The following is an 18140-nucleotide window of genomic DNA, read 5'->3' on the forward strand; positions in this document are numbered from 1 at the left end:
AAAAGATAGGTTATGTACAACAGGGCGTATGGATCGAATTTTTCAGGTGGAATCTGGAATGGGATAAAGAACTCCTTCAAACAAGGAACGACACTTACCCGCCTGATCTATATCAATATCGGTGTTTTTCTCGTCATCAAGATTCTGGAAGTATTCTTCGTACTGGCCGGACAACGGGGCTTCGAACAACTCCTGTTGCCTTACGTAGGTGTTCCCGCGCTGCCGGAACGTCTGCTTTACACGCCGTGGACGATAATTACCTACATGTTCACCCAGTTCGGGTTTCTACACTTGTTGTTCAACATGCTCTGGCTGTACTGGTTCGGTTCGATCTTTCAAAACACGTTCTCCAGTCAGAAACTCACGGGAGTGTATCTCCTTGGGGGAATTACCGGGGCTATTATTTACATGGCAGCCTACGCCTTGTTTCCCGCTTTCGAGCTTGAACGTTACCAGTCGTGGGCCATCGGTGCCTCGGCATCCGTCATGGCCATCGTGTTCGCCGTGTGTACTTATCACCCGAACTACAAGATATACGTGTTTCTGATCGGCCCGGTGAAACTTATTCACCTAGCGATCTTCACGGCAGTCATAGACCTTCTAAGTATCCCTAGCGGTAACGCGGGAGGGCATATTGCCCACCTCGGGGGAGCCTTGTTCGGTTATCTTTTCACCTTGTCTTTCCGTCGCAATCTCGACTTGACCAAAGGACTTTCATCCCTCTTCACCAAGTTAGGCAACAGCCGCCTATTCCATAAGAAGACCATGAGAGTCAAGTACAAAAAGAAAGTCTCGGACATGAATGACATGGAATATAACGAGTACAAAAAACGAAAAGACGACCGCATCAACAGTATCTTGGACAAAATCTCCAAACATGGTTATGAAAGCCTGACAAAAGAAGAAAAGGAGATATTGTTCAAATCGAAAAACAATTGAAAATGAAGAATGAAAAATATAGAATTTAGAATGAAAAAACAACTACCCCCTCTGGCTCCCCCTTACACAGGGGGGAGTTAGAGGGGGTAGTTGGAAAGATCGGAGCTAAAAGTTAAAAGATAAAAGTAGAAAATCAAAAAGCGTCAGCCCTGTGCGGCTGGAATCTAAAATTTAAAATCTAAAATTCCTTGGGCCGATTATTTGACATTATCATGAGGATCGTCACGATCATCGCCATGATCGGATTACTTGGGAGCTACACCGCTCCCTATGTTAACCCTAACGTGTTTTATTTTTCATCCCTGCTGGGTTACACCTATCATTATTTATTGATTGTAAACATTATCCTATTGCTTTACTGGATTGCACGCTGGAAAAAGATAGCCATTCTATCCATACTGATCATCGCAGCCGGGTACCCGTTAATTACCACTTACTATGGATTGAACCCGCAAACCGTGCCCGATGCACCTCATGATCTTTCCATCATGACTTACAATATCCAGATGTTGGGAATAGGCGAAAAGGATGCACCTGCAAAGATCGAAAATTACATAAATAATAGTAATAACGACATTGTTTGTATGCAGGAATTTCCTCAACGGGAAGCCTCCTTCAAAAAATTCCCTGCCTACCCGTATTATCACCGCAATCGGGATGTTGCACTTGTCTCCCGCTATCCGATTATTAATAAAGGTGTGATTAAATTCGATAAAGGACATTCGGCCGCCTGCGTTTATGGAGACATTGCCATCGGTAAAGACACGATCCGGGTATACTCTGTACATCTTGAATCCTACCGGTTAGGTAAAAATGAACAGCAGATATACAAGGAACTCACCAGTGGCAACACGCAAAATGCCACGCAAGGTGTCAAGACTATATCTTCTCGTCTGGTTACCGCCAACCGAAACCGGGCAAAACAGGCGCAAATAATAAAAGATCATATGCTACAATCCCCCTACCCGGTTATCATTTGCGGGGACTTTAACGATACCCCGATCTCCTTCGCCTACCACACATTGTCCGAAGGGATGAAAGACTGTTTCATAGAAAAAGGACGTGGCCTCGGGAACACGTATATCGGAGAATTCCCCTCGTTCCGTATTGACCACATCCTGCACACACCAACGCTCGGCACCGTATCTTATACCCGTGATACCGTTAAGTATTCCGATCATTATCCGGTGCAAAGTGATATTCGATTTTAGATTTTTTCTACAATCCTAACAAACACTGTTGTATTGTTTCTTGAATTTGTTTCATCTGCATCTTATCCGAGATTTCCGCACTCACCAAGAAAGCTTGGTTATAAGCCTGTTTTGCCTTCTCTTTGTTGTCTATACTCTGAAAACATTGTCCCATCATCATTAACAGACGAGTACGCAATTGCGGGGACATTTCTTTTTCCAAAGCCTTCGTGATCCACACGATACTCTTTGTGTAAGCCGTTTTCGACAGATTCCCGTTGTACGCCACGGAAAGATCCTCTAGCGATTGGGTATAATCCTCTAACTCTGCTTTATCTCCCATTCCCGCTAAATACTTATCCATATTCTCGAAGAATTTCCTCTCATCCTGTTTATATAAATAGTAGGTTGCATCCGATAATAACGTTATCGCATCCAACACGGACAAGGACCCGAAAGTAATCCCGGAATACACCTCTTTCAAATCCCTGTTCACCCGTCCCAAACGATCTTTATAAGCCAAATCTCCTTTCTTGCACAATTGGATGATATAACTATTATTCAACCCAATCAAATAACCACTGACTTGTTCTTTCCCAACGATTTGCGCATATTCATTAAAATGAGCAACAACAAAATCAAAGATCGGGTCCTGCTTGGAAACCTGAGAATGATACATCGAGAGAATCGTAAAATCCTGTTCATTGACCATATTCTCCAACTTCTTATTTTTCAAATAGTCCGGAAAAAGACTTTCTATCCGGGATGCCCACTTTTCCCGATCATATCCCTGTAAGGAAGACATAAACACGGGAGCATCCAATAACAATTGCTGTTGAAGTTCAAAATTCTTTTTGTCCTTCTTGAATTTATCATACAATTGGTCAAAACTCAATTCTTCCCCCAAAGCGATTTTAGCCTCCTTGATAAACGCCTCCGGAGCTTTGACTCCCTCAATCCGACGTAATTCTTTGCCACTGCGGATAAATACCATCGTCGGCAGAGCGATAACACGATACGTTTTTGCCAGATTCGCATTCTCCTTTGCCTCTACATTCACCTGTAAACAGATAAAATGCGCATTAAAATACTCCCCCACTTCCGGGCGGGTAAACACTTCCGAAGCCATCGCTTTACACGGTCCGCACCAATCGGCATAAAAATCCACGAACAAGTCTTTCTTCTCTTCTTTCGCTTTCTCTTCGGCTTCCTCGAACGTCCCTTCAAACAATACCATTTGAGCCGAGAGATTCCCTAGCGTTCCCACGAGGAACACCAATAAATAAAACACCTTTTTCATAAATAACAAATTAAATCGTTTGAAGACATTCACTCAAAGTATCCGCAAGCGGCCATCCCGCCTGCGGATATCAAATTATAAATAGGTCTATTCGTCCACGATAAAAGTGAACGCATCTTCCAGAATAGCACGTTGTCCTTTATTCTCAAGGCGAATTGAAACGACATACCGCCCGGCAGGAGCTTCCAGATTTTGCTCCACGTACATACGTCCCCCTCCCATAATAGACAAACCCTTACGGAAAAGTTCCGCATTAGCAGCATTCTCATTCTTCACGTTCTCGATAGAATACACCAAAGGCTCAGTCCCCAACACTCCCTCGATCGGAGAGGTCACCCAAGGAATCTCATACTCGATAGTATTCTTCAACTTATCCACTTGATTAGTCAATTCCTTCTCAGAACCAAAACCCAGCTCCTCGGCAATCTGATTCACCTGTTGCTGTAAATTCCATATCTGATCGTCCAAGTTTTTTATCTCTTTACGCATCACCTCCCGTTGTGCATTCAACTCATCTAATAAAGCCTGCAATTTTTTACATGTTTCAGCATCCGTACACGATGCTAATTGCTCTTGTACCGGTGCAATCTCATAATCATCAAAATCCCACAAATCCCATTGTTTCTCTTGCCTGAGTTCACTTAATTCGGCTTTCTCTTCCAAAAGAGGTCCTGTTTTCCCGTGGAATTCATTCAATATATTGATCAACTCCTCCAGTCGATTCTCTATATTATACAAATGCAGAGAATCTTGAGTATATGCCGCATGTTCCGAAACCAAGTATCCCACCTCCACATCACTACAAGCACCCAACAGGATTGAACATCCTAGCGTCATGAATAATAATATCTTTCTCATCATCGCCTATTTTTAAAAGTTACGGAATCTGAAATCATAATTAAGCGAATGAACAACTCCATTCGTAGTTTGTATATCCGTGGAAGCAACACGCTCATTCCTAGTCCCGTCCTGATTTCGACTAGCGATATAAAGTGCGATCTCTCCGGTATCCTCGATATCATTATAAGCCATCCTTTGTGTCCACAAGAAAAGAGAACCTCTAATACAATCAAATACCAAACCATCATATTCCACAAACGCACTCTCGATTCCCCCTCCCGATTGTATCCGGTTCCCCCGGGGAACATCATTCAACATGATGCGTTTCGGAGCCACCAATTTCTGTATAATATCCTGACATTTTCCAACCGGGATATCTGTCACTCTCTCGTAATTATTTTCTAACATATAGCGTAAGATACTATTACTTGTCAAACCGAAAAAAGTGATTTGCTTATATTCACCAGTTCCATCGAAAAGAGATTTCAGTCCTGCATGTTCTATCATGACAACCGTGGAATCCCAATCGTAACTATTCGTGTGAAAATATTCCCACATCGTACAATCATGAATTCCGTTTGCCGTTCCCCCATTGATATAATTGTATTTTGTGCAAGAGCAAAGGCATAGCACCATTACCACGATTGCCCCCTTAGTTATATGTTTTATTGTTGCCGCCATGACCAGTAAATATTTTGTTTCATTAATGGATTTTTTGTAAATGAATTACGAGACACGGGAAGATAAAGAGCTCCGTCCCGTATATCGTTGTCAGTTAATGCTGCATACACCAAGGATAATTCTTCCCGGAAATACCCGTTTCTCACGACATCATAATAACGTTGTCCTTCCCCAAATAATTCCCGCTCCCGTTCTAGAAAAATTTCTCTCCGCAGAGATTCAGAATCAGTTCTTCCATCATAATCATCCAAACCGGCACGCTTCCGTATCCGATTCAAATCGTTAACAGCCGAAGCCTCCCCCAAACGTACACGACATTCTGCCCGAAGTAAAATCAGATCCGCCAAACGCCATACCACCCGGTTCCCCTCCATCGCCAATAGTTGAGCCTCTCCGTCTTTATCTATAAATGACGGATTCACGGTACGAATAGGATCACGCCATTTATTTAAAAAAGCATAATCTGATATAATTTCTACGGAATCAATCACATTTCCATCATCATCCCAGTCTGAATCCTCCCAATAGCTGACTTCTCCCAATCGATACCAATATTCGTCCCGTCTTTCGTCCTTCCTATCCGGATACAAATTCAGCACAGATCTCACCGAAATCCAAGGTTTCCGATAATTCGATTCTATTTCCTGAGGATTCATTTCACTATACGGGTAATCGACCAGAACCAATCCCGGGTAACGCTCCTCAAATTGTTTCCTCCAAAACCTATTTTCATCCGTTTCATTTATTTCTATCGCAAAAATTGTTTCGTCACTCGTTCTATTTGCGCCCAAAGTATTAGCGATCAGAAGAGAAATCGTCTTTTCCAAATCATAAAAACCGACCTTCCCGTCTATCACCAAAGACGCATGCTCTTCTGCTTTTTTCCAATATTCCGTATCGCCATACAATCCTCCCATCCAAGCGTAAATATTAGCTAGCAACGTGTGTACCGTGCCTAAACTGGCATATTGTTTCGAGGTAATCACGTTACCATTCGCATCCATTAATTTATCATGCGTCGGAAGAATCAAAGCAACCTCAGCACAACGTATAGCCTCCTTCAGAATAACATCGACCGTACTTTTTCCTTCAGCTTCCGTGGACTCCGTTCCGGGGGCAAGAGGAACCTCTCCCCAATTCTGTACCAAATCAAAATACATTAATGCTTTAACAAAATTCGCTTGGGCCAGCCAATATTTCGCCCTCTCATCAGAGATATTCTCAAAACGGAATTGATTCTCTTCCAACATATCTGCCAGATACATGGCACTATAATGACCACTCCAGCCTTCCATACCCATTTTATTGAAAAATTCAGCAGGATCTAACTTTCTATACCCTTCATAGTCGCCGGCATTATCACATGGCAGTCCGGCCCAGCCAAAAGCATTTACATGATAAGGAGCAAATATTCCTTTTTCGTTATTAAACATAGAGATTAACACCTTTTCCAAATCCTGTTCACTCTTGAAATAATTCAAGTAAGTCACCGATTTTTCAGACTCCACGTCCAACCAATCATTGCAGGAGAAAAACGGTAAAAGCATTAAAATAAATAATATCTTTTTCATACCCGTCACATCTTAAAAATTAATAGTCAATCCAACAGTAAATTTCCGGGGAAGCGGATAAGAAGACAATGCATCCAATCCACTGAAGATACTCACAATCTCCGGATCTAAACCGGAGTAGTTTGTTAACAGAAACAAGTTCTCCATAGTCATGAATAGACGAGTCCCAGAAAGCCCTATTTTACCGGCAATTTGGCGATCTAAATTATATCCCAGCGTGAGTTGTTTCAAACGAAGCATATGAACCTTCTCAATAGCAGTGTCATAAACTCCCGAAAATTGATTCTTCAACTCCGTGTACATCTGTAACTTGGAAAAATCATGTTCTTTATTATCCGCTTGAGTCCATGCATCAAAATCCCGGGTATCACCCATGATCGGAGCAGGTCCATTACCGGGTTGAGCAAACGAGTACTTGTAATTATTTATGATATGACGTCCTAACGAATAAGTAAAAACAACATTCAGATCAAACTGTTTCCAACTTATCTCATTGATCCATCCACCGTGAGCGACGGGTAAAGGGCTTGCTGCATAATATTTGTCAGCTTCCGAAATTACACCGTCACCATTCAGATCCAATATTCGACGTGTTCCCGGAAAAAAGATACCTGTATTACCTGTATTCAAAGGTTTCGGTAAACCATTTGCTTCCGTGTAGTACATGGGAACTTCATCCATTGAATTATAAAACCCATTTGTTTTGAATACCCTTATCCGGTATAAAGGTTCCCCCAAAACATTTTGTTCATAATCATATCCGTCACTACTTTTCTCGAAACGATTCCAGTTCCGGGAAACATTATATTTCATTCTCCACTTCACGGCTGTTTCCCGCAAAATATCCGCAGTCAACTCGACCTCGATACCCTGATTCGAAACAGCTAATGCATTTTGCCATTGGAATTTATGAAAATATATATCACCGGGAAGATCAACCTTATTCAACTGTCCTTTCGTGTAACGATAATAATAATCAGTCGTTACTTTCAAACGATAGTCAAATAAACTGAAATCCAATCCCACGTCATATTGACTCGTTTCCTCCCAAGTCAGTTTCCGGTTAATAACCCCTCCATCCGTATCCGGAACAATTCCACTCGTACCCAAGAAACTCCCGCTAGAAGTCATCAAACCGTGCGCCAGATAACGTTGACCGAATTTCTGACCAGATTTACCCCAACTTACACGTACTTTACCAAAACTCAACCAATACAAATGTTTCAAGAAGGGTTCTTCCGAAAAAGCCCAACCGGCAGCAATCGAAGGAAAGGTTGCCCAACGTACTTTTTCTCCGAAAACAGAAGACCCATCTCTACGTATGGTCGTTTCAAACATATATTTCTCCTTGAAATTATAGGTTAAACGCCCGAAATAACTATTCATCCGTTCTTCCTCGAAATCCGAAGCATAAGAAAAAGCAGATTCGTAAACCGTTTCATCACTCTTGGGATCAGCAACATTAACTAATCCGGCACCATCTCCCCATTTTCCCTGTACATATTGCACGTAATCATTCGGACCATTTCTTCCGCTTCCGGCATTGGAATAGTTCTGGTCTTTTTGGAAAGAAAGTCCCAACAACACATCAAAATTATGTTTTTGTTTCAGGCTAAAAGAGTAACTCAATAAATTCTCGTTCAAAATGGAGAGGCTACGTCCAATATTACCTTCCGACGTTGACCAATGGTAATATTTATCCAAAGTACTAGGCGAGAATTGATTCATATTCTGCTGATTATAATCGATTCCGCCCGAAACACGTAAATGCAAATCAGGAATTATCTCGTAATCCAATACCAAATTATAGCGGGTCCCGTAACCATGATTTTTCTGGGTGATGCTATTCATTTTCTCCAACAATTCGGTTTTAATATAAGAATCTCCCGGGTATAACGAGGAAACTACCGTAGGATTCACCGTCATTCCCTCAATCTTCGCACCCCCACTATTTCCTCCCCGACTACGATCCGTGTAAGAAAGAGAAATCTGATTATCTATCTGAAGACGTTTCGTGGGATGAACCGATATATTCGTCATCACGTTAGCCCGTTGATAATCACTATTCCGCATAATACCTTCCTCCTTGTAATAACCGGCACCTATCATATAGCGAACAGCTTCTGTTCCCCCGCTAGCCTGGATATTGGCGTTATACACGCTTGCCGTGCGATAGGCATATTTCCACCAATCTGTTGAGTTATTAAAAAATACATTCAAACTATCCTGTAAATGATAAGCACTATTCGCACTTGACGATGTACCTAAAAACCAGTCGTACATCGGCTGATTCGTGGTAGTAGCTCTAAAACGATACACTTCTTCGAAAGAAGTAGGTATTTTCCAATGTCCATCCACATCCTGATACGGAGTTACCGTATTTCTTAACCCCCGAATATTGTACCAACGTTCCAATTGCCCTCCACTCTGCTCCGGTGTTTTCGGTAACCATGAAGCAGAATAAGAAACATTCGCTGTAAATTTAGTCAATCCCGCACGCCCTTTTTTCGTGGTAATCAAGATCACGCCATTACCGGCACGAGATCCGTAAATAGCGGCAGAAGCTGCATCTTTCAATACCTCGATAGATTCAATCATAGAAGGATCTAAATCGGATAATGTATTCGTTCCCGTGATAGGGGAAGTAAACGCCTGCATGGGCACACCGTCAATCACATACAAAGGTGTCCCGTAAGCACGATCTTCCCCTTCACCTCCACCGTCAACAAAAAAAGAGTTATAACCGCGAATCGCCACGATAGAACCACCTCCTCCGGGAGCTCCCGAAATATTATTTACTTCCACGCCCGCCATATGTCCTTGCAGCAAACTTTCCAAACTATGGGTCGGTAATTCCTTTATATCATCCGCCTTCACGGAAGATACCGCACTAATCACCGTCCGTTTTTTCTGTTGCCCGTAAGCAATCACCTGCACCTCGTCCAACCCGGTCACATCCTCTTTTAAGATAACCCGTATCGTGTCCCTCGTATTTTCCGTGAAGTTCACGGTCTGAGATTTAAACCCGACAAACGAAATTTCCAGACTTCCTTTCGTGATCGGCAAACGCAACACGAATTGCCCAGCATTATTCGTCGCCGTACCCACGGTGGTATTTGCCACTTTCACCGTCACTCCCGGTAACGGCTGTTTCTTTACATCCATCACCACACCTCTCACAATGAAACCGCCTTTCTGCCCATCAGTTCTCACGGCAACAAATGGTCGCACGATCACCACATTTTCCCCGATCTCGAAACGGTAATCTTTACCAAAGACCAAAGGCAAAACTTCCTTTAACGCCATGTTCGAAACGCTCACCGTGACATTACGATCCACGTTCACCTCCCGGTTACTGAAAAGGAAATCCTTTCCCGTCTGTTTTTTCAGCTCCTTCACGACCTCACCCAAAGGTAGCTCTTTCACGTGAAGCGTCACACTTTTATCCTGTGCAAACAATGGATTCCAAGCCACGGATAAGCCACAGAACAATAAAATCAGTAACACTCTTGCACTTACCAAAATGGACGAACGTAGAGTCCGACACGCATTTTGTTGCATCGTTCGATTTTTTTCCATAATTTTGTATTAATAGTTTAACATGACCAACCCTGAATCCAACTTCAGGCTAGTCGAATTATCAAGACGGTATCTGCGCGAACAGATACCGTTTTTTTATAACAGGGCATTCACCGTTACCGTCCGGCCGGAGACCGTAAAGCGAACATCCGTAGTTTTTTCAATCATATCCAACGTCTGGCGAATCGTGTTATCCCGCCACACGGCACCCGTGAACTCGTAAGACTTCAATTCCTCGTCCGTCCAAAATACCTGCAAGTCATACCACCGTTCCAGCTGGATCAGAATTTCTTCCAAGGTCATCTTCTCGAAATAGAATCGACCGTTAATCCAAGTAATATAATCTTCGGGGTTTACCTCTTTCACGTCGATCCTCGTACCAACAAGAACCGCTTGTTGATTCGGCAACAACACGACTGTCGAATCCGTCTGCAAATCGTCTACCCGCACCTTTCCCCGTACCAACGTTGTGAAGATTTCATCATTCTCCGGGTAAGCATTTATATTAAATTCTGTTCCCAGCACCTCGATTATCGCATCATCATGCACATCCACCCGGAAAGGCCTTAACGTGTCATGCTCCACTTCGAAATAGGCCTCTCCCTTTAAAAACACTTTCCGTTCATTCGAAGCGAATTTCACCGGGAACCTCAATTCCGAATCCGCATTCAACCGCACCCGGGTCCCGTCGTTCAGCTCCACCGTGTACTCCCCGCCCCGAGGAACCACAATTTTATGATAGAATAATTGTTCTACCTCTTCCTCTACCGTATTATACACCAATTTTCCCAACGTATCCACGGCCAGAGGCAACCCGTCCTCCTGCCGGATTGTATCCAAATGCGGGGCAGACAACTCTATTTTCGCCCCTCCTTCCAAAACCAGATAAGCCTTGCGTATACCCGTGGAATCCATTGTCCCGACAGTCGCAACGTTCACGGGAGCCAATTCTTTCTCTTGATTTAACCAAAATAACAGGAATAATGATAATGGTAGTATTAAAATAGCCGCATACCGGGTAACCCGCAACAAGCGCCGTCTCCTTGCATCCCGTTGTAAATTTTCCTGCACCCCATTCCAAATTTTCTCCCGGTTCGTTTTCATCCGCATCGCCCTCATCCTTAGCAACTCCTTCTTCACGTGAGCATACTCGTCCTTCCCCAGCTCCGCCCGCAACTCATCCCAATTCATCGTTTCTCCTTTTGTCAAGAAACGCCGCAGGATTTCCTCTATATGATCTTTATTCTCTGTTTCCATTTTTCTTGCTTTACACCTTATTAACAAGATCGGAAACAAAACGAGTGAAAGAAACAGACATTTTTTTCAAAAGAAATTACTTTATTTTTCAAGTTGAAAGGAAGCAACTCTATTTCAGCAACATACTCAACAGCATGAACAAGGTGGTCCCCGGAAGATTCAGATCCGATCTTACTTTTTTATAACCAAAACGCACTTGCGTCTTCACCGTGTTAATCGTAACCCCCAATTTATCGGCCACCTCTTGGTACTTCAACCCTTCCACGCAACTCAACACGAATATTTCCCGACATTTTTCCGGCAAACGATCTATTGCATCCAATAATAGTTTTCTCAGCTCTTCCAACGCATCGTCATTTTCCCAATCGAACTCCTCCGTCTCCCCATTCAGCATTTCCTGCCGATAGCGTTCCTCAACCCGCTCCCGCACTTTCTGATTGATACAAGTATTTCTCACGGTCCGCTGCAAATAGCCATAAATAGATTCCGAATAAGTGATCTTTTCACGCATCGTCCAAAACCGCACGAACGCCTCCTGCACCAAGTCTTCGGCTACATCCGAATCCCGGCAATATCCCAAAGCATAAGCGTGCAACATATCCACGTACGTGTTGAAGAAATATTCAAACGCCCGCCGATCTCCCTGCTGCATTTGCAAGAAGACTGTCAACTCATTATCAACATTGGTCATTTTACGCCGATTTACACGGCAAATATAAGAATAATCGACAAAATCACACCTCAACCATTTCCTATTTTCAAATATTTATCTATATTTGCAATCGCAAACGGGGAATTAGCTCAGTTGGCTAGAGCGTTTGAATGGCATTCAAAAGGTCGTCGGTTCAATTCCGATATTCTCCACGAACACCATTTAAAGCATTGAAATTCAATGCTTTAAATTTTAAAGAGTGTTTTCGGTTTTTTCGGGGCTTTTTTTAGGTTTTGGAACGGCTTAAAAAAACAAGGAAAAGTGGTGTACAAATACTCAAATTTTTTATTTCAAAACTATTTCTCTACCCTTCCATCCCAAGACCAACACTTACATCTGTCTCTTTATGTTGTTATCACTCTCCGTCTCCCTTCGTTCCTATAGAAGTCGACTTCATCGAAAGGATAACGAAGAGGTAACGACAAGACGCAAGAGTAGGCCATACCGAGGGCAAGACTTCACCCGGAAGATTACAACCCCCAGAAACGGGTAGGAACAATTTTAGCATTTCAGCAAAAATATTCCAATTTGGCATAAATTATGTTGCATAAATCATCACTAAACCTAAAAATACAACATAATGGAAGTTATTGCAGCGCGTACGATGAACGCACTTTACATGTACCTTGATGTCGCGTTCCTACTTTTCTTAGGTGCAACCTTAGTTTACACGAAAAGATATTTGGCAATCCTTGTCGGATTACTGGCCGGAATCCTGTATTTCATTGTTGACTATGGTTATTTTTACCTGTATTTAGGGACAAGAAGTGTGGAAGGAGCCGATCCGTTCTGTTTTCTCCTGTGGTTAAGCATGAGTTACGGTTTCACGAATTTCGTATGGATATGGCTCTGGCTCGACCGGGACAAACGAGCATTGGAATGGTCCATCTTGATTATCGCCTCTTGGTTTACCACCTCGTTACTAAGCCAAAGTTTCGGGGGTAATTTCGCCCCGATCACCATTTCAAGGGGTACGGGAGCCTACCATGGCATCATGGCCCTCATCCTCTTCGTGGGATATGCCATTCTTTGTATTCACAATATCAGAACGACAGATGAAACCCGAAAGATTAACATCCCGTGGATTCTTGCCATCGGGATTCTAGTACAATTCGCATGGGAATTCGTACTACTGATCACAGGAATCCGTAACCCGAGTTTCATGACCATCGTGGTTAACTCTCTTCTCGAAACCAACTTGGGACTACCTTACATGTACCTCATTCACCGGGCTGTAAGTAAACGATACCACGAAAATCTCTCCCGTAGTGAAAAAATCATCGTAGCCTAATTAACCACTCTTTCCTGAAAAAAAGGACAACGTATTAAACTCGTTGTCCTTTTTTTCGTAAATTAGCCACAAATAAAAACCGAAGTTTATGGAACAGGAGCGCCAAGAAGAGAACCAGAAACTGACAAAAAAAATCAGCCCGTATAAAATCATATATCCCATCATTATCGGGTTGGCCGTGGTCTCTTACATGTTATATAAAGAATTCGATCCCAAAGCATTTGACATGATCACCTTTACATGGAACACCGTGTTCTGGTTATTCGTTGCCGTCCTGTGCATGGCCATCCGGGATTTCGGGTATATCATTCGGATCAAAATACTATCCGGCGGGAAACTAAACTGGATACAATCCATCCGAATCATATTTCTCTGGGAATTCACCTCGGCAGTAACCCCTTCCGCCATCGGGGGAACCAGCTTGGCAATCCTTTTCGTGCATAAAGAAGGTATCGGGGTCGGGAAAAGTTCCGCCATGGTCATGGCAACCTCCTTTCTTGACGAATTGTACTTCATCATCATGTTTCCACTCATACTGCTATTCGTCAACCATCAGGCACTGTGGGAAATGCCGGATACCACGAAAGCAGTAGCCGACGGGTTAATTCTCGTGGCCGTTATCGGATATAGCGTGAAACTTGCCTACCTTCTCGTGTTAAGCTACGGGTTATTCAAGAATCCTCGGGGCTTGAAATGGCTGATCATGAAATTATTCCGGTGGCGTATTCTCCGCAAATGGCGTCATGATGCCAACGAAGCCGGAACCGATATTATCCGGAATTCCCACGAATTAAGAAGTATGCCGTTCTCCTTCTGGCTAAAAACATTCGGAGCGACTTTCTTCTCGTGGACAGCACGTTACTGGGTAGTGAACGCCATCCTCGTGGCTTTTTGGTTCGGACGTTATGATTGGGCGCAACATTTTCTTATCTTTGCACGACAACTCGTCATGTGGATCATGATGCTGGTAAGCCCGACACCAGGTGGTAGCGGTTTTGCGGAATTCGTCTTCTCCAAATACCTCGGGGAATTCCTTCCGAGCGCCGGGGTTGCCATAGCGATGGCCATTTTATGGAGGCTCATCAGCTACTACCCTTACCTGTTCATCGGGGCATTTATCGTACCGAAATGGATTGCCCGTAGTTTTGGCAAGACATCGAAGAAAACGAAAACGAACAATTAAAGATTTAACGTGCTAAGGAATAAAAATCATGGGACTATTTAAACAACCGGAACACCGTCGTTTCAACTTAAAACCCCGCTACTGGGACCCGGAAGCAGAGGCCAGAAAAGAACGGGAAAAACGTATTCGTGCAGAACTGGGATTAGCGGAAGATGGGGATGAATATATTCCCGATGTCAAGGCCAGTCTTCAAAAAGAATACGCCAAACGTAAAAATGAGCGTCTCGGAGGAGGTCTTGGTTACTCAACCCGTATCTTCATGATTCTTATCATTATACTGATCGGGATCTTCTATTTGGCAACGTACAAGATCGACCTCATCATGAAATTATTCTAAGGATTCCGGTATGGCAGACGTAATTCAATTATTACCCGACTCGGTAGCGAACCAAATTGCGGCAGGAGAGGTCGTACAACGTCCGGCCTCCGTGGTGAAGGAATTAATGGAAAATGCCCTTGATGCCGGGGCAACAAAAGTACAAGTTATCCTAAAGAACGCGGGCAAAGGATTTATCCAAGTCATTGACGACGGGAAAGGAATGTCCCCGAGAGATTCCCGCATGGCTTTTGAACGTCATGCTACATCCAAAATATCCTGCGCACAGGACTTGTTCAATATCCGCACGATGGGATTCCGCGGAGAGGCCCTTGCATCAATTGCATCCGTAGCAGAGGTGGAATTACGCACCAAACGGGAAGAGGATGAACTGGGTACCTACCTCTTCGTGGCCGATTCTGAATTAAAAAATCAGGAAAATATCAATTGTTCCCGGGGAACAAATATGCTGGTTAAAAACCTGTTCTACACGATTCCCGCCCGACGAAAATTTCTGAAATCGGACACCACGGAACTCCGTAACATTACCACGGAATTCTTACGAGTGGCCCTCACCGCCCCGGATATCGCATTCACGCTCGTCAACAACGGGAACGAAATATACAACCTGCCAGCATCCGGCTTGCGACAGCGTATCGTTAATGCCTTCGGGAAAACGATTAATACAAAACTACTCCCGGTTAATTGCGAAACGGGAATCGTTACCATCAATGGTTTCGTATGCATCCCCCAGCACGCCCGGAAAACTTACGGGGAACAGTATTTTTTCGTGAACAACCGGTTCATGAAACATAACTTTTTCCATAAAGCAATCACGGAAGCCTATGCCGGCTTGATTAGCGGGGACATGATCCCCTCGTATTTCCTTTATTTCACGGTGGACCCTTCCATCATAGATGTGAACATCCACCCGACAAAGACGGAGATCAAATTTCAAGACGAGAGTGCTATATTCCAAATTATACTGGCCAGCGTAAAAGAGGCCTTAGGCAAATTCAATGTAACCCCGACAATCGACTTTGATACGGAAGGCAAGGTTGACTTCACGGTTCCCGACTCACCGATTCTCCCGAAGGTTCCCAAGGTCAGTTATAACCCCCATTACAACCCGTTCAACTATTCCACCTCGATCTCGAAAGAAGATTCAAACTTCGAACAGTCAGGCGGTAATAGTTCACGCCAGAACTTCGAACCCCGGCACAAGGAACAAGTTCCCGCAAACTGGGATGCACTCTTCGCCGGATTGGAAGATAAAACCGAAGAAGTACAAACTGAAATCCCCGAAATGGCAGAGAAACAGGAGGACCACGAAGGAATCATCTCTTTCGTGCAAATGAAAGGCAGATTCATTGTCACGCCCGTTCATTCCGGGTTGATGTTCATTGATCAGAAACGGGCGCACGAACGGGTGCTATACGAACGTTATCTGGAAACCTTGTCACACCAACAAATCTGCGGACAAAAAAGCCTGTTCCCCGAAACTCTAGAACTCTCGGCTGAAGATTTTCTACTCGTAAAAGAAATCATGGACGATCTGGCCATATTAGGTTTTGAACTCGGAGAATTCGGAAAGAATTGCTACGCCATCTACGCCACCCCGTCCGACTTGTCGACTTCTCGCGGAAAAGAAGTGCTTATCAGCCTAATTGAACATTACAAGAACACGGAAGGTTCAATTCGGGATAAAATGAGGGAGCGCATAGCCCTATCACTCGCAAAGGCGGCATCGCTGGATTACAATACCCCACTGGACAAACAGGAAATGAGCGATCTGTTCGACAACTTATTCGCTTGTCAGCATCCCAATTACACGGCTGACGGCAAGACAATCATCCACATTCTGAAAAATGAGGACGTAACCCAGTGGTTTAAATAAAAAACTATTTTTCTTTCAGATAAGCCCGCAACGTTTTCGCTGTTTCGGGATCAGAAGGTCGTGACATATCCGAATTGATAATACGTCCATCCGGAGCGATCAAAATAAAACGAGGGATCCCGCGAATCATGTAAAAATCCATGAAAGAACGATCACTCCCCATATATAATTGTACTTCTCCCTTGGGATTCTCCCGCACCCGCTTTTCCCAGACAGCACGGTCATTATCACAAGAAACAGCCACGAACACGATATTTTCATCTTCAAACTCTTTCTCCAGTTTCTCCCAAGCCAGATTTTCATAGCGACAAGGAACGCCCCAAGTAGTCCACACGTTGATGAACAGGTATTTTCCCCTGAAATCTTCCAATTCAACAGCTTGCCCGGCAATATCCGTAAACATAAAATCAAAAGCAGGACTACCGGGGACAATTTTCGCACAACGATCATAAATCTCTTGAAACCGTTTCCGCAATGCCGGGTCCTTCACGTAAAAATCATACACCCGCAAGACATCATCAATATGCTCGTCAATTCCCACACCAAGCAAATAAGCATAAGCGTAATGATCGATCAGGAACTCCACCAGCGTCTCGTTAGTCAAATGGTGAATCACATAATCAAACTGCGCCATCACTTGCTTGTAGGCATCCAGCTCCTTCATGTGGTACGTACTGATCAACGAAACCAAGGAGGCCATTCCTTCTTGGTACTCCTTCAGAACCAACAACTTCTCATCTTCTTTGATCAATTTTTTGATACAGGAAAGATAAGCGGTATCCGGCTGATAATCCATGTTTCCTGTACTCCAAGCATGATACAAGGGATAATTTTCCAACGCTTTATAAGTGGAAAACTTGATCCGGTTCCGTTCCATCTCGGCAAAAGCGGCATCGAAACCCATGGTATCCAGATAATGAAACTGCTCTTGAATCAAATCCTTCAACTGGTCTAAAAACTCCGGGGCATTCAGTTCATAATCAAAAGACAGATTCTTCATGACCTGACTATTCAAATAACTATTCTTAGGAGAGCCGTCTCCTTCAAAACGGATATTCCCTTTAGCATGATCCCCGTAAATATATATTCGTAATGTCGTTCCGTCTTCAATAAACAAAGGAAGACGATCCTTTCCATATTTTAACGTTGCATATCCATGTTCGCCCTCCGTCAGCATCAATTTGGCATAGCCGGAGTCATCCACTTCAATTTCCCGTTCCTCCCCGTTAACCACCAGCTCCGGCTGTATCCCCGAAGACCCGATAAGATTAAACTCCACAACCGTTTTCCGGGTATTACAACACCACATCAATAATATCAAGATCAATATTATGCCTCCAAATTTTCCCATGATCTAACGCACCAATGTTACAATTTGCTAAAT

General features: G+C 43.6%; 14 protein-coding genes and 1 tRNA gene. 7 read left to right on the top strand and 8 right to left on the bottom strand.

From position 1 onward, the window contains the following. The first annotated feature begins 12 nt into the window (after positions 1–12). Complete coding sequence (locus R8806_RS12005) at positions 13–939, top strand: rhomboid family protein (RefSeq protein ID WP_124316902.1); 927 nt, start codon at positions 13–15, stop codon at positions 937–939. 188 nt (positions 940–1127) lie between these two features. Continuing rightward, a complete protein-coding gene (locus R8806_RS12010) occupies positions 1128–2150 on the top strand; it encodes an endonuclease/exonuclease/phosphatase family protein (RefSeq protein WP_229783010.1) in 1023 nt (340 codons plus the stop codon). A 7-nt stretch (positions 2151–2157) separates the two neighbouring features. Here the strand turns inward: R8806_RS12010 and R8806_RS12015 are convergent, their stop codons facing one another. From R8806_RS12015 to R8806_RS12045, 7 genes are all read right to left on the bottom strand, one after another. Further along, complete coding sequence (locus R8806_RS12015) at positions 2158–3429, bottom strand: thioredoxin family protein (RefSeq protein ID WP_124317903.1); 1272 nt, start codon at positions 3427–3429, stop codon at positions 2158–2160. 87 nt (positions 3430–3516) lie between these two features. Further along, positions 3517–4290 (bottom strand): hypothetical protein, encoded by a 774-nt coding sequence (locus R8806_RS12020; protein WP_124317904.1) that lies wholly within the window; start codon positions 4288–4290, stop codon positions 3517–3519. Positions 4291–4299: 9 nt separating this feature from the next. Next, positions 4300–4950, bottom strand: coding sequence for a hypothetical protein (locus R8806_RS12025; protein WP_124317905.1), 651 nt, complete (start codon positions 4948–4950; stop codon positions 4300–4302). Continuing rightward, the gene (locus R8806_RS12030) at positions 4935–6521 is read right to left on the bottom strand and encodes a RagB/SusD family nutrient uptake outer membrane protein (RefSeq protein WP_124317906.1); all 1587 of its coding nucleotides are present in this window, start codon (positions 6519–6521) and stop codon (positions 4935–4937) included. Before R8806_RS12030 ends, R8806_RS12025 begins: the two co-directional genes overlap by 16 nt. A gap of 12 nt (positions 6522–6533) precedes the next feature. Continuing rightward, positions 6534–10100, bottom strand: a complete 3567-nt coding sequence (locus R8806_RS12035; RefSeq protein WP_229783011.1) for a SusC/RagA family TonB-linked outer membrane protein — start codon at positions 10098–10100, stop codon at positions 6534–6536. A 96-nt stretch (positions 10101–10196) separates the two neighbouring features. Next, positions 10197–11357, bottom strand: a complete 1161-nt coding sequence (locus tag R8806_RS12040; protein WP_124316471.1) for a FecR family protein — start codon at positions 11355–11357, stop codon at positions 10197–10199. 109 nt (positions 11358–11466) lie between these two features. Further along, entirely contained in the window at positions 11467–12048 is a 582-nt protein-coding gene (locus R8806_RS12045; RefSeq protein ID WP_124316470.1) for an RNA polymerase sigma factor, read from the bottom strand. Between the two features lie 99 nt (positions 12049–12147). Here R8806_RS12045 and R8806_RS12050 point away from each other — a divergent pair. The 5 genes from R8806_RS12050 (at position 12148) to mutL (ending at position 16756) form a co-directional block, all read left to right on the top strand. Next, positions 12148–12221, top strand: a tRNA-Ala gene (locus tag R8806_RS12050). A gap of 428 nt (positions 12222–12649) precedes the next feature. Further along, positions 12650–13360 (top strand): hypothetical protein, encoded by a 711-nt coding sequence (locus R8806_RS12055; RefSeq protein WP_124316469.1) that lies wholly within the window; start codon positions 12650–12652, stop codon positions 13358–13360. Between the two features lie 88 nt (positions 13361–13448). Next, the gene (locus R8806_RS12060) at positions 13449–14543 is read left to right on the top strand and encodes a lysylphosphatidylglycerol synthase transmembrane domain-containing protein (protein ID WP_124316468.1); all 1095 of its coding nucleotides are present in this window, start codon (positions 13449–13451) and stop codon (positions 14541–14543) included. A gap of 28 nt (positions 14544–14571) precedes the next feature. Beyond that, on the top strand, positions 14572–14880 hold the full coding sequence (locus tag R8806_RS12065) for a hypothetical protein (protein WP_124316467.1): 309 nt from the start codon (positions 14572–14574) through the stop codon (positions 14878–14880). Positions 14881–14890: 10 nt separating this feature from the next. Beyond that, on the top strand, positions 14891–16756 hold the full coding sequence (gene mutL, locus R8806_RS12070; RefSeq protein WP_124316466.1) for a DNA mismatch repair endonuclease MutL: 1866 nt from the start codon (positions 14891–14893) through the stop codon (positions 16754–16756). 4 nt (positions 16757–16760) lie between these two features. Here the strand turns inward: mutL and R8806_RS12075 are convergent, their stop codons facing one another. Then, positions 16761–18107, bottom strand: coding sequence for a TlpA family protein disulfide reductase (locus R8806_RS12075; protein WP_124316465.1), 1347 nt, complete (start codon positions 18105–18107; stop codon positions 16761–16763). Between the last annotated feature and the right edge of the window lie 33 nt (positions 18108–18140).

Origin of the sequence: Butyricimonas faecihominis (assembly GCF_033096445.1) — a bacterium.
Lineage (GTDB): Bacteria > Bacteroidota > Bacteroidia > Bacteroidales > Marinifilaceae > Butyricimonas > Butyricimonas faecihominis.